This window comes from Bradyrhizobium sp. USDA 223 (assembly GCF_044909005.1).
GTDB lineage: Bacteria > Pseudomonadota > Alphaproteobacteria > Rhizobiales > Xanthobacteraceae > Bradyrhizobium > Bradyrhizobium yuanmingense.
In genome coordinates this window covers 7,600,811-7,614,227 of sequence record NZ_JBIYDR010000001.1, presented here as the reverse complement: position 1 = coordinate 7,614,227, position 13,417 = coordinate 7,600,811, and the positions used below count along the sequence as shown (strand labels likewise).

Sequence of the window (13,417 nt, the reverse complement as noted above, 5' to 3'; positions counted from 1 at the left end):
CGTGTACGGACGGGCGGGCACGCCAGCCACTGGAGTTGGGACAACCGCCGCTACTTTGCAGACGATTCTGGTCTGCCCACCAAGAAAATGGTCCATAAAAGATGTTCACGAGAGATAATATCTGAAAATTCAACACATTATGTCGTGCAGCGCGCTTCCCACCCAAAACATGATTCGCAAGAATTACCCATCAGACTGCACCTGAATGGGCAACTTCCCATGCATGATGGGCTGTCGATCAAGGGGCCTTTGCCGTATTTTAGCTCTCCGAGGCTAGACCCCGATCACCGGCCTACATTGGAGTGAGTGGTGCCATGACTGACCTGACCACGCCTGCGACAGCCGACCGGCAGGACGGGCACCTGAAGCGGGCTGCGATCTCCTTCGAATTCTTTCCGCCGAAGACGGAAGAGATGGAGCGCAATCTCTGGGAGACCGTCAACCGGCTGGCCCCGCTCGAGCCGAAATTCGTCTCGGTGACCTATGGCGCCGGCGGCTCGACGCGCGAGCGCACCCATTCGACCATCACGCGCATCCTGAAAGAAACCGCGCTGCTGCCGGCGGCGCATCTGACCTGCGTCGGTGCTTCGCGCGGCGAAATCGACGAGATCGTCGACCGCTATCACGAGGTCGGCGTCCGCCACATCGTGGCCTTGCGCGGCGATCCCGTCGGTGGCATCGGCACGCCCTATTCGAGCCATCCCGAGGGTTATCAGAGCTCGGCCGAACTCGTGGCGGGGATCAAGAAGCGGCACGGCGATATCGAAATCTCGGTTTCCGCCTATCCCGAGAAGCACCCCGAAGCGCGCGACTTCGATGCCGATATCGACACGCTCAAGGCCAAGGTCGATGCGGGCGCGACGCGCGCGATCACGCAGGTGTTCTTCGACAACGATCTCTACTTCCGCTATCTCGACCGCGTGCGTGCGCGCGGCATCGACATTCCGATCGTGCCGGGCATCATGCCCATGCACAATTTCAAGCAGGCGCGCAATTTCGTGACGCGTGCCGGCACCACGGTGCCGGACTGGTTCGCGGCGAAGTTCGAGGGCCTCGATGACGATGCCGAAACGCGCAAGCTGGTGGCCGCGACCGTCGCGGCCGGCCAGGTGCAGAAGCTCGCCAAGCACGGCGTCGACACCTTCCATTTCTACACCATGAACCGCGCCGATCTCGTGTTCGCGATCAGCCATTTGCTCGGCATTCGCGCCAAGAGCGCGCAGAAGGCGGCGTAAGAGAAAATGACCGTGACCACTTCGCCCAAGCGAACCGCCCTCCTCGCTGCCGCGCGCGAGCGCATCCTGGTGCTCGACGGCGCCATGGGCACGATGATCCAGAATCTGCAGCTCGACGAGAAAGCCTTCCGCGGCGAGCGCTTCAAGAACTTCCATCGCGACTTGCGCGGCAACAACGATCTTCTGATCCTGACGCAGCCGCAGGCGATCGAGGACATCCACGCCGCCTATTTGCGCGCCGGCGCCGACATCGTCGCGACCAACACGTTCTCGACGACCTCGATCGCGCAGGCCGATTACGACCTCACCGACATCGTCTACGAGATGGCGCGTGAAGGCGCCCGCCTCGCCGGCAATGCCGCGCGGCGCGTCGCGGCAGAGGACGGCAAGCCGCGCTTCGTCGCCGGCGCCATCGGCCCCACCAACCGCACGGCCTCGATCTCGCCCGATGTTTCCAATCCCGGTTACCGCGCCGTCACCTTCGACGATCTGCGCAAGTCCTATGGCGAGCAGATCCGCGGCCTGATCGACGGCGGCGTCGATCTCCTGCTGGTCGAGACCATCTTCGACACGCTCAACGCCAAGGCAGCGCTCTATGCGATCGCTGAGATCACCGAAGAGCTCGGCATCGACGTGCCCGTGATGGTGTCAGGCACCATCACCGACAAATCCGGCCGCCTGCTGTCGGGCCAGATGCCGGAAGCGTTCTGGAATTCGGTGCGGCACGCCAAGCCCATCACCATCGGCTTCAACTGCGCACTCGGCGCGGAAGACCTGCGCGCGCATATCGCCGATATCGGCCGCGTCGCCGACACACTGGTCTGCGCCTATCCCAATGCCGGCCTGCCGAACGAGTTCGGCCAGTATGACGAGACGCCCGAATACATGGCGCGGCTGATCGGCGAGTTCGCGCGCGACGGGCTCGTCAACATCGTCGGCGGCTGCTGCGGTACGACGCCGGACCATATCGCGGCGATTGCTGCGGCAGTGGCCCCGCACAAGCCGCGCATCGTGCCGGAGATCACCCCGCGCCTGCGGCTTTCCGGACTCGAGCCGTTCGTGCTGACCGACGCGATCCCCTTCGTCAACGTCGGCGAACGCACCAACGTCACGGGCTCGGCGCGCTTCCGCAAGCTGATCACATCAGGCGATTACACGGCCGCGCTCCAGGTCGCGCGCGACCAGGTCGAGAACGGCGCGCAGATCATCGACGTCAACATGGACGAGGGCCTGCTCGATTCCGAAGCGGCGATGGTGACCTTCCTCAATCTCCTCGCCGCCGAGCCCGACATCGCGCGCGTGCCTATCATGGTCGATTCCTCGAAATTCTCGGTGATCGAGGCCGGCCTGAAATGCGTGCAGGGCAAGCCGGTCGTCAACTCGATCTCGATGAAGGAAGGCGAGGAGAAGTTCATCCACGAGGCGCAGATCGCCCGTCGCCACGGCGCGGCCGTCGTCGTCATGGCATTCGACGAGGTCGGCCAGGCCGACACGTTCGCGCGCAAGACCGAGATCTGCAAGCGCGCCTACGACATCCTGGTGAACAAGGTCGGCTTCCCGCCTGAGGACATCATCTTCGATCCGAACATCTTCGCGATCGCGACCGGCATCGAGGAGCACAACAATTACGGCGTCGACTTCATCGAGGCGACGCGCTGGATCCGCCAGAACCTGCCGGGCGCGCATGTCTCGGGCGGCGTCTCCAATCTCTCCTTCTCGTTCCGCGGCAACGAGCCGGTGCGCGAGGCGATGCACTCGGTGTTCCTGTATCACGCCATCAAGGCCGGCATGGATATGGGGATCGTCAATGCCGGTCAGATGATCGTTTATGACGACATCGACCCGGAGCTGCGGCAAGTGTGCGAGGACGTCGTCCTCAACCGCGACGCGGGCGCCTCCGAGCGGCTGCTCGCGCTCGCGGAGAAGTTCCGCGGCAAGAAGACCGAAGGCAAGGAAGCCGATCTCGCCTGGCGCGAATGGCCGGTGGAGAAGCGGCTGTCGCATTCGCTGGTGCACGGCATCACCGAGTTCATCGAGCAGGACACCGAAGAAGCCCGCAAGAAGTCCTCGCGCCCGCTCGACGTCATCGAGGGCCCGCTGATGGCCGGGATGAACGTGGTCGGCGACCTCTTCGGCGACGGCAAGATGTTTTTGCCGCAGGTGGTGAAGTCCGCGCGCGTGATGAAGCAGGCTGTCGCTTACCTCATGCCGTTCATGGAGGAGGAGAAGGCGCGCAACCTCGCCAGCGGCATCGGCACCGAGGGCTCCTCGTCCGCCGGCAAGATCGTGCTCGCGACGGTGAAGGGCGACGTCCACGACATCGGCAAGAACATCGTCGGCATCGTGCTCCAGTGCAACAATTTCGAGGTGATCGATCTTGGCGTGATGGTGCCGGCCGCCAAGATCGTCGAGACGGTGAAGGCGGAGAAGGCCGACATCGTCGGGCTGTCAGGCCTGATCACGCCCTCGCTCGACGAGATGGCGTTCTTCGCCGGCGAATTGCAGCGCGAAGGCTTGAGGCTGCCGCTCCTGATCGGCGGCGCCACCACCAGCCGCGTGCATACGGCCGTCAAGATCGACCCGAGCTATCGCGCCGGTCCCGTCGTGCATGTCAACGACGCCAGCCGCGCGGTCGGCGTCGCCTCCGCGCTGCTCTCGCCGGAGAAGCGCGAGGCCTATGCGGCCGAGGTGCGGGCCGAATACGCCAAGATCTCGGAGGCGCATCTGCGCGCGCAGGCCGACAAGAAGCGGCTGAGGCTGGCTGACGCGCGTGCCAACCGCGTGCCGGTCGATTTTGCCAAGAGCAAGCCGGTGAAGCCGACCTTCCTCGGTATTAGGAGCTTCGACGATTACGATCTCGCCGAGCTCGTCGACTGCATCGACTGGACGCCGTTCTTCCAGACCTGGGAGCTCGCCGGACGATTCCCCGCCATCCTCGACGACGCCAAGGTCGGCGAGGTCGCGCGTTCGCTCTATGACGATGCGCGCAAGATGCTCGACACGATCGTCAAGGAGAAGTGGTTCCGGGCGCGCGCGACGATCGGCTTCTGGCCGGCGAACGCGCAAGGCGACGACATCGTGCTCTATGCCGACGAGAGCCGCACCAAGTGCATCGCGACGCTGCACACGCTGCGCCAGCAGCTGGAGAAGCGCGAGGGCCGCTTCAACGCTGCGCTCTCCGACTTCATCGCGCCGGCCGGCGTGCCCGATTATATCGGCGGCTTCGTCGTCACCGCAGGGATCGGCGAGGATGCCGTTGCCGACCGCTTCAAGATGGCGAACGACGATTACTCCTCGATCCTGTGCAAGGCGCTGGCTGACCGTCTCGCCGAGGCGTTTGCGGAGCGCATGCACGCCCGCGTGCGGCGTGAGTTCTGGGCCTATGCACCGGATGAGGCGCTCTCCAACGAGGAGCTGATCCTGGAGAAGTACTCTGGGATCCGCCCGGCGCCCGGCTATCCCGCGCAGCCCGATCACACCGAGAAGGCGACGCTGTTCGAGCTGCTCGACGCGGAGGCCACCGCCGGGGTGAAGCTGACCGAGAGCTTTGCGATGTGGCCGGGCTCGTCCGTCTCCGGCCTCTATTTTGCCAGCCCCGAAAGCTACTATTTCGGCGTCGGCAAGATCGAGCGCGACCAGGTCGAGGACTACGCGGCGCGCAAGGGCATGAGCCTGGCCGAAGCCGAGCGCTGGCTCGCGCCGGTGCTGAACTACATCCCCTCCCAGGACAAGCCCTTCCCCGCCAAGCCGGCGAACGACGAGATGCCGAAAGACCTCGCCTCGCATCCGCCCGGCTGCACCTGCGCGGTGCACTTGGTCTGGCAGAAGAAGCGCGCGGGGGCGGGTTAAGCGGGCGTTCAAAACCGAAAGTTGGAAAACAACCCCATGCACAGTAGCGATGGGGTTGAAAAAGCTGAGTTATTTCTGTTTTGGCGAAATTTCGTTGCGGCGTCGGGCAAAACAGGGGTAGTATTGCAACATCGGACTGTTGTGGCGGACTGACAAAGCTCGCCAAGTCCAGCGCCGTCATTCCGGGGCGCGCGTAGCGCGAGCCCGGAATCCATTTCTCCACGTTATCCGCTGCACGATGGATTCCGGGCTCGCGCCAAGAGGCGCGCCCCGGAATGACGGAGGGGCTCATCCCTTTGGCGGGGCCAGCGGCTGCAAGATCTCCTGGAACGGGGCCAGTGCCTCGCAACGCTCGCTATGGGCCGCGAGCGCCGGATAGCGCGCGGCGTCGAACAGCTGCGGATGCGCTTCGCGGGTGAAGCGGACGACGCAGGCGACGGCAACGTCTGCGTGGCCGATGCGGTCGCCCAGCCAGTATGGTGTCGTCACCTTGGCGCGCTCGGCTTCGAGCACGTTCAGCACGTCCGCGATCTGCGCCTGGCAACGCTCGACCCAGAGCGCGAGCTGCTCCTTCCGCAGCACGCGTTCGTAGAGCAGGCTCACCGCCTTGTCGCCGAGGCCGGAAGCGAGCGCGCAGATGCGCAAATGCCTGCGCCGGTCGGTGCCGCCGCGTGGCAGCATGGCCTTCTCAGGCCCGACGAGGTCGTCGAGATAATCGAGGATGATCATGCTCTCGATCAGCGCCTCGCCGTCGTCGAGCACCAGGGTCGGCACGCGGCGGAGCGGATTGTACGGCGCGATCTTGTCGGCATCGCCGAAGGTCGACCATGGCCTGTGCTCGAAGGCCAGCCCGTAAAGCCGGAGCGCAATCGCGACGCGGCGGACGAAGGGGGAATCATATTGGCCGATCAGGAACATGGTTCTCGCTCTTCTCGATCATTGAACACCGCAGGGCCGATCAGTCTCCACGACCAGCCCGGCGCGGCGCAACAAAAATCTCGGAAAGGGAGCATTGCGCCTGCCGCAACGACGCCCGCGATGGCATTGCGCTCAAAGGCCGTCCTGGATCGAGCGCTTGATCGCGGCGATGGCGGTCTCGTTGCGCTTGTACATCGTCCATTGCTTGATGCGCTTGGCACGCACCAGCTTGGCCGCTGTCAGCACCCGCATGTGCTCGCTCAATGTCGGCGCGCTGACCCCGAGCTTCTCGGCGATCAGCAATCCGCAGACGCCGTCCTCGACCAGATCGCCGTCTTCCTGCTCGCGAAAATGCCGCCGCGGATCCCGCAGCCATTCCAGGATCTGCAGGCGGCGTTCGTTGGCGAGCGCGCGCAATGCGAGGGCAAACTTCATTTAGCCATTTTGCTAATTACCTAATTGATGTCAACTCTCACTTGGGCTATCCTGGACGGCATCATGACAGCGACAATGGACATCACACGGGAGCGGATCGCGGCGACCGAGCCGGTCATCCGTCCGCATATCAGGCGCACGCCGCTGCTTCAGGCCGACCTCGCCGATTTCGGCCTGCCGGCCGCGCCGGTCACGTTCAAGCTCGAGATGCTGCAGCATTCCGGATCGTTCAAGGCGCGCGGCGCCTTCGCCAATCTGTTGCTGCGGCAGGTGCCGCAGTCAGGTGTCGTCGCCGCATCCGGCGGCAATCACGGCGCGGCGGTCGCCTATGCGGCGCAGCGACTCGGCGTTCCCGCCACGATCTTCGTGCCCGACATCACCTCGCCGGCCAAGGCCGAGCGGATCAGGAACTATGGCGCAAAGCTCGTGATCGCAGGCAGCCGCTACGCCGATGCGCTCGCCGCGAGCGAGGCGCATGTCGCGCAGACCGGCGCGCTGGCCGTCCATGCCTTCGATCAGGCCGAAACCCTGCTCGGCCAGGGCAGCGTCGGATTGGAATTGGAGCAGGATGCTCCCGGCATCGACACGCTGCTGGTGGCCGTCGGCGGCGGCGGGCTGATCGGCGGCATTGCGGCGTGGTACGCCGGCAGGACGCGCATCGTCGCGGTCGAGCCGGAGCAATCGCCAACGCTGCACGCCGCGTTCGAGGCGGGCGCGCCGGTCGATGCGCCGGCCGGCGGTCTCGCCGCCGACAGCCTGGCGCCGCGCCGGGTCGGCGAGCTGATGTTTCCGCTCGCGCGGGCCCATGTGGAGCGTGTCGTCCTGGTCAGCGACGATGCGATCCGCCAGGCGCAGGCCGCGCTGTGGTCGCACTTGCGCCTCGTCGCTGAGCCCGGCGGCGCCGCTGCCTTTGCCGCGGTGCTCTCCGGCCGCTATCGTCCCTCGGCCGGCGAACGCGTCGCGATTCTTGTCTGCGGGGCGAATACGACGGCGGTGAATCTCGACAGCTGAGCGGGAAATGACATGACGGGACCGCGCGGGCTGATCCTGCTCTCCATCCTGCTGCCGATGATCGGCGCTGGTCACGCGCAGGACCGTCCGATCGGCTTTCTGACGCCGTCGAAGAACATCGCCTGCCAGTTCTTCACCGACAACGGTCAGGGCGTGCTCCGCTGCGACATCATGAACATGGACGCGCGCCCGCGCCGGCCGGCCGATTGCGAGCTCGACTGGGGCCACGCCTTCGAGATGAGCGCGAAGGGCGCTGCCGGCCGCATCTGCGCCGGCGACACCGTGATGGACCCCTCGCTGCCGGTGCTGGCCTATGGCGAAGTGTGGCAGCGCGGGGGACTTACGTGCCGGTCGGAGCAGACCGGGCTGACGTGCTTCAACGCCATGCAGCGGGGGTTTTCGCTGGCGCGAGGGAAGCAGGATGTGTTTTGAGCATGCTCGACCAGAACAACAAGAATGCCGACGAGAATCCATCGCTCAGTATCTTGGGCGTCTACTCGTTCAGCGCCGACAAGGCCACCTATGCCCGCTTCATCCGGGAGCTGATCGATTCGCACGATCCGCCTAATTTCAGCGAAGAAGTTAAGGATATCCTCCGTCTCGGCGGCAGGGGTGACGAGATGGTGCCGTTGACTCCTGAGGAGCGACAGGATCTGGAAAGCGAGCTGCGCTTCTATATGGACGACGCCGCGGTTCTCGAGGTGCTGGTGAAGAATCCGGACCCACGATTTAATCCCCATGACTTCGCTCAGATTGACCCGGCCAACCCCAAGGACCACTCGGAGATGACGTGGAACGAGATGTTCCTGACGGCAGACGGCGAGACGGAGATCAGGACCGACTACAGGCAAAGGCTGCCTGCGGCCAAGCAATATCGCGTGGTGTTCGTCATCCATCGGTGGATGCCTAGCCTCCCACTGCTTTCCAGCTACGGAGAGCTTCAGGCTCCTCCCGTGCAGCCGCTCCCCGAGCGATTATGGCGTCTCGCTCCTTATGAGCTTCCGGAGCCGAGTGTTCGTGCATTCCAGTAGTCCGGAGCGCACCAATCCGAATGGGTCAGCCCGTTACCCCATCCACGGCCGCTAATTGGAAGATTGACAGCAGCGCAGCACTCCTTCCTTGCGAGGGAAGCGAAGCAATCCAGAATCTCTCCATACAGACATTCTGGATTGCTTCGTCGCAAGGGCTCCTCGCAATGACGGTGAGGGAGCGGCCGCGCGTTATTCAATGATCGGCACATGTCTCGCCGCATCGCGCGGTGCCGTGCCGTCAAGGCGCGGATCATCCGCCACTTCGATCTGGCGGCGGAAGGGGCGGAAGCCGGAGCGCTGGTAGAAGGCGACGGCCGAGGGGTGGTCGAGGGTGCAAGTGTGGACCCGGACACGGCGGACGTCGTGTGACCAAGCGCGCTCCAGAGCACGGTTCATCAGGAAACGGGCGGCGCCGGTGCCGATGAGGCCGGCGGTGACGCCGAAATAGGTCAGCTCGCACTGGCCGGCCTCGCGGAAGTCGAGCTCGAGCAGGCCTTCGTCGCGGCCGTCGAGGGCGAGGGCGTAGACTTCGATGCCGGGCGCGTGGATGATTGCGGCGAGTTCGGCGTCGCGCATGCGGGCGCGGGAGAACCACAGCCAGTCTTCGCCGACGCGGCGGAAGAGGTCGCGGTACCAGGGAAGCGCGGGCGCATCGACCTTGCGCAAGGTCCAGGCGCCGGGCGGATCATCGCGGCGCGCGGGGCGAGTGGTCATCTCCAGATGGGTGACGATTGCGGCGATCTTGCCGTTCGGGACGTCGGAATAGCCGTCGGGGACGATCATGTTTCTTGCTTCTTTTGTTGTGGGCTAGCGGGCGGCGCCGTTTGAGGCACCACGGCAGCGCCACACTCCGTCATTGCGAGCGCAGCGAAGCAATCCAGAGTCTTTCCGCAGAGGCAGTCTGGATTGCTTCGTCGCAAGAGCTCCTCGCAATGACGGTCGAGACAGTGGAATGCGCCTCGCGAGGTTGGAGCTAGGAGTCCGTGCTACCCCTCCCCCTCGTCGCTCGCCAGCACGCCCTTCACCGCGCGCGCCCAGCCCGCGAGTTTCCGCTGGCGCGTGGCCTGGCTCATGCTGGGCTTGAAGCGATGCTCGAGGCGCCAATTGTCGGCGAATTTGGTCGGCTCGGGATAGACGCCCGCCTGGAGGCCGGCGAGATAGGCGGCGCCGAGGGCCGTGGTCTCCTGGATCACCGGGCGATCGACCGGCGCGTCCAGGAGATCGGCGAGGCGCTGCATGGTCCAGTCCGACGCCGTCATGCCGCCGTCGACTCGGAGCACGACGCTGGCGGTTTCCGAGCTCGGCCAGTCCGCGCGCATCGCGGCCCAGAGGTCGAAGGTCTGGTAACAGACGCTTTCCAGCGCGGCATGGGCAAGCTCGGCGGGGCCGGTGTTGCGGGTGAGGCCGAACAGCGCGCCGCGGACACGCGGATTCCAGTAAGGCGCGCCCATGCCGACGAAGGCGGGGACCAGATAGACGCTCTGCATGGAGTCGGATTGATCGGCAAGCGGTCCGGTCTCGGCGGCGTGCTTGATGATGCCGAGGCCATCGCGCAGCCATTGCACGGCGGAGCCGGCGACGAAGATCGAGCCTTCGAGCGCGTAGGTGCGCTTGCCATCGAGCTGATAGGCGACGGTGGTGAGCAGCTTGTTCTTGGAGACGACGGGCGTTGTGCCGGTGTTCAGCAGCGCGAAGCAACCGGTGCCGTAGGTCGACTTCATCATGCCCGGGCGGAAGCAGGCCTGGCCGATGGTAGCGGCCTGCTGGTCGCCGGCGATGCCGGCAATGACGATCGGGCCGCCGAACAAATCGGGCGTGCTCTCGCCGAAGCGGGCGGAGGAATCCTTCACCTCGGGCAGCATCGAGCGCGGCACGCCGATGGTCTCCAGGAGCTCGTCGTCCCAATCGCCGGTGTGGATGTTGAACAGCAGCGTGCGCGAGGCATTGGTGGCGTCGGTGGCATGCACCTTGCCGCCGGTGAGGCGCCAGAGCAGATAGCAGTCGATGGTGCCGAACATCAGTTCGCCGCGTGCGGCGCGGGCGCGGGCACCGGGGACGTGGTCAAGGATCCAGGCGACTTTGGTGCCGGAGAAATAGGGATCGATGATCAGGCCGGTCTTCTCAGAGATCACGGGCTCGCGGCCGTCGGCCTTGAGTTTGGCGCAGATGTCGGCGGTGCGGCGGTCCTGCCAGACGATGGCGCGGTGCACGGCCTGGCCCGTCGCACGGTCCCACACCACGGTGGTCTCGCGCTGGTTGGTGATGCCGATCGCGGCGATATCCTTTGCGCTAATGCCGGCGTGCTCGATCGCCTCGCGGCAGACCATCACGGTCGAGGTCCAGATGTCCTCCGGCTCGTGCTCGACCCAGCCGGAGGCCGGAAAGTGCTGCGGAAACTCGGCCTGCGCCTTCGCCGCGATGGAAATATCGCCGCGAAACACGATCGCGCGCGAAGAGGTGGTGCCCTGGTCGATGGCGAGGACAAAAGACATGGCGGCTTACCTTGGCGTTTCCCTGAGACGGGTCATTGTGTCGCGCCAAAGGGAGCGGATTAGGGCGGCAAGGTCAATACCAGCGGCGCCGTCTTGTTCACCTCGCCCCGCTTGCGGGGAGAGGTCGGAATTCGCGCAAAGCGCGGCTTCCGGGTGAGGGGGTACAGGTACCTCGACGATATCACGCGTGGAGAGAAGCCCCTCACCCCAACCCTCTCCCCGCAAGAGCGGGGCGAGGGAGTCAACCGGCTACACCGCCGCGGTGGTCACGCCGCCGTCGATGACGATGGTCTGGCCGGTCATGAAGCTCGAGGCATCGGAGGCGAGGTAGGCGACGGCGCCGGCGATTTCGTCGGGTTCGCCGATGCGGCGGAGCGGCGTGGTGGCGGTGCGGCGCTTGAGGTTGGCTTCGTCTTCCCAGAGGGCGCGGGCGAAGTCGGTCTTGACGAGGCCGGGCGCGATGCAGTTGACGCGGACGCCTTTCGGGCCCCATTCGCCGGCGAGCGAGCGGCACAGCGCGAAGTCGGCGGCCTTGGAGATGCCGTAGGCGCCGATCACGGTGGAGCCGCGCAAGCCCCCGATCGAGGAGATGATGATCACCGAGCCCTTGCCGCGCTCGGCCATCTCAGGGATCGCGAGCGCGGAGAGCCAGATGTTGCTCTTGACGTTCGAGCCCATGATCTTGTCGAAGGCTTCGTCTGATATGTCGAGCAGCGGGCCGTAATAGGGGTTCACCGCGGCGTTGCAGACGAGGATGTCGATCTTGCCGTAATGCTTGGTCGCGCCCGCGATCAGCGCCTCGACCTCGTTCTTGCGCGCGATGTTGCAGGGGATGACGGTGGCATCGCCGCCAGCGGCATTGATGCCGTCGGCGACCTCCTTGCAGGCCTCCGCCTTGCGCGAGGAGACCACGACCTTGGCGCCGAGCTTGGCGAGCAGCTCGGCGGAGGAGCGGCCGATGCCGCGGCTGGAGCCGGTGACCACGGCGACCCTGCCGGTGAGATCGAACGGGGTGTTTTGCATTTGTTGTCCCTCTATCTGGTCATTCCGGGGCGCGCCACTAGGCGCGAGCCCGGAATCCATTTCACCGCGCGTGATGCCGCCCGATGGATCCCGGGTTCATCGCTGCGCGATGCCCCGGGATGACAGTCTTCGTGTGGTCTAGGTCAACTCAGATCAACCCGCCCGCGTCGGCGACGCGGCGCTGGTGGTAGTCGGTGTCGCCAAAGGTGTTCTCGATCATGGTGAGGCGCTTGAAGTAGTGGCCGATCTTGGCCTCCATGGTCATGCCGATGCCGCCGTGAAGCTGGATCGACTGCTGGCCGACGAACTTCAGCGACTTGCCGATCTGCACCTTGGCCGCGGCGATCGCGTTGCTGCGCTCCTTGGCGTCCTCGAAGTCGTTCGCCATGGTCGCGAACATCGACATCGAGCGCGCCTGCTCGGTGGCGACGAACATGTCGGAGGCGCGGTGCTGCAGCGACTGGAACGAGCCGATCGCGACGCCGAACTGCTTGCGCGTCTTGATGTACTCGACCGTGGTCTTGAGCGATTCGTCCATCAGGCCGACCGCCTCGGCGCAGAGCGCGACGCGGGCTTCGTCCACCACGCGCTCGATCAGCGCGAGCGAATCATCGGGATTGCCGAGCACGGCGTCGGGACCGACCTCGACACCGGTGAAGGTGATGTCGGCGGCGTGCAGGCCGTCCTGGGTCGGATAGGACTTCTTGGCGACGCCCTTGGCATTGGCCGGGACCAGAAACACACCGATGCCTGACTTGTCGCGCCGGTCGCCCTTGGTGCGCGCGGTGACGATCAGGGTGTCGGCGTTCTCGCCGTTGAGCACGACGAATTTTTCGCCGTCGATCACGTAAGAATCACCCTTCTTCTTTGCGGTCGTGGTGACGTCGAACAGATCGTAGCGCGAGTTCTTCTCGAGCTGGGCGAAGGCCAGCGTCTTGCTGCCGTCGATGATGCCGGGCACGTGCGCGGCCTTCTGCGCATCGGTGCCGGCATGACGCAGGAAGCCGCCGCCGATCACGACGGTGGCGAGATACGGCTCCAGCACCAGCGCCTTGCCGAGCGCCTCCATCACGATCATGGTCTCGACGCCGCCGCCGCCGATGCCGCCATCGGCCTCGCTGAAGGGCAGACCGAGCAGGCCCTGCTCGGCGAGCTTGAGCCAGACCGTTTTGCTCCAGCCGCCCTTCTCCGCCATGTACTTCTTGCGCTGCTCGAAATCGTAGGAATCGGTCAAGAGGCCGTCGATGCTTTCCTTGAGAAGCCGCTGCTCCTCGTTCAGATCAAAATCCATGTTTCTCTACTCTCCCGGTATCTGATGTCGTCATACCCGGCCTTTTGCCGGGCATCCACGCTCTTCGTGCCGCGAGGCGTGGATGGCCGGGTCAAGCCCGGCCATGACGCCGAGTGTGTGGTGACTGGCTAT

General features: G+C 65.1%; 11 protein-coding genes. 5 read left to right on the top strand and 6 right to left on the bottom strand.

Annotated elements, in window-relative coordinates; all coding sequences use genetic code 11:
* Positions 1 to 314: 314 nt before the first annotated feature.
* Entirely contained in the window at positions 315 to 1,235 is a 921-nt protein-coding gene (metF, locus tag ABIA40_RS35430; RefSeq protein ID WP_404545869.1) for a methylenetetrahydrofolate reductase [NAD(P)H], read from the top strand.
* A 6-nt stretch (positions 1,236 to 1,241) separates the two neighbouring features.
* Entirely contained in the window at positions 1,242 to 5,084 is a 3,843-nt protein-coding gene (metH, locus tag ABIA40_RS35425) for a methionine synthase (RefSeq protein WP_404545867.1), read from the top strand.
* 288 nt (positions 5,085 to 5,372) lie between these two features.
* Here metH and ABIA40_RS35420 read toward each other — a convergent pair whose 3' ends face one another.
* Together ABIA40_RS35420 and ABIA40_RS35415 are read right to left on the bottom strand one after the other, a co-directional pair.
* A complete protein-coding gene (locus ABIA40_RS35420; RefSeq protein WP_404545865.1) occupies positions 5,373 to 6,002 on the bottom strand; it encodes a glutathione S-transferase family protein in 630 nt (209 codons plus the stop codon).
* 132 nt (positions 6,003 to 6,134) lie between these two features.
* Entirely contained in the window at positions 6,135 to 6,437 is a 303-nt protein-coding gene (locus ABIA40_RS35415) for a helix-turn-helix transcriptional regulator (RefSeq protein ID WP_271542823.1), read from the bottom strand.
* Positions 6,438 to 6,464: 27 nt separating this feature from the next.
* Here ABIA40_RS35415 and ABIA40_RS35410 point away from each other — a divergent pair, with 27 nt between their 5' ends.
* From ABIA40_RS35410 to ABIA40_RS35400, 3 genes are read left to right on the top strand one after another with little or no spacing between them, the layout of a single operon-like run.
* Positions 6,465 to 7,448 carry a threonine/serine dehydratase gene (locus ABIA40_RS35410; RefSeq protein ID WP_404545863.1) on the top strand — a complete coding sequence of 328 codons (984 nt, stop codon included), beginning with the start codon at positions 6,465 to 6,467 and terminating at the stop codon, positions 7,446 to 7,448.
* Positions 7,449 to 7,460: 12 nt separating this feature from the next.
* Positions 7,461 to 7,880 carry a DUF6636 domain-containing protein gene (locus ABIA40_RS35405; RefSeq protein WP_271542821.1) on the top strand — a complete coding sequence of 140 codons (420 nt, stop codon included), beginning with the start codon at positions 7,461 to 7,463 and terminating at the stop codon, positions 7,878 to 7,880.
* A gap of 2 nt (positions 7,881 to 7,882) precedes the next feature.
* On the top strand, positions 7,883 to 8,479 hold the full coding sequence (locus tag ABIA40_RS35400) for a hypothetical protein (RefSeq protein WP_271542820.1): 597 nt from the start codon (positions 7,883 to 7,885) through the stop codon (positions 8,477 to 8,479).
* A 189-nt stretch (positions 8,480 to 8,668) separates the two neighbouring features.
* Here the strand turns inward: ABIA40_RS35400 and ABIA40_RS35395 are convergent, their stop codons facing one another.
* The 4 genes from ABIA40_RS35395 to pimD form a co-directional block, all read right to left on the bottom strand.
* Positions 8,669 to 9,262: a GNAT family N-acetyltransferase gene (locus ABIA40_RS35395; RefSeq protein ID WP_271542819.1), complete on the bottom strand. Its 594-nt coding sequence runs from the start codon at positions 9,260 to 9,262 to the stop codon at positions 8,669 to 8,671.
* A 203-nt stretch (positions 9,263 to 9,465) separates the two neighbouring features.
* Positions 9,466 to 10,971 carry a glycerol kinase GlpK gene (glpK, locus tag ABIA40_RS35390; protein ID WP_404545860.1) on the bottom strand — a complete coding sequence of 502 codons (1,506 nt, stop codon included), beginning with the start codon at positions 10,969 to 10,971 and terminating at the stop codon, positions 9,466 to 9,468.
* 249 nt (positions 10,972 to 11,220) lie between these two features.
* Positions 11,221 to 11,994: an SDR family NAD(P)-dependent oxidoreductase gene (locus tag ABIA40_RS35385; protein ID WP_404545858.1), complete on the bottom strand. Its 774-nt coding sequence runs from the start codon at positions 11,992 to 11,994 to the stop codon at positions 11,221 to 11,223.
* A gap of 148 nt (positions 11,995 to 12,142) precedes the next feature.
* Positions 12,143 to 13,285, bottom strand: a complete 1,143-nt coding sequence (gene pimD, locus ABIA40_RS35380; protein WP_404545856.1) for a pimeloyl-CoA dehydrogenase small subunit — start codon at positions 13,283 to 13,285, stop codon at positions 12,143 to 12,145.
* Positions 13,286 to 13,417 lie beyond the last annotated feature (132 nt).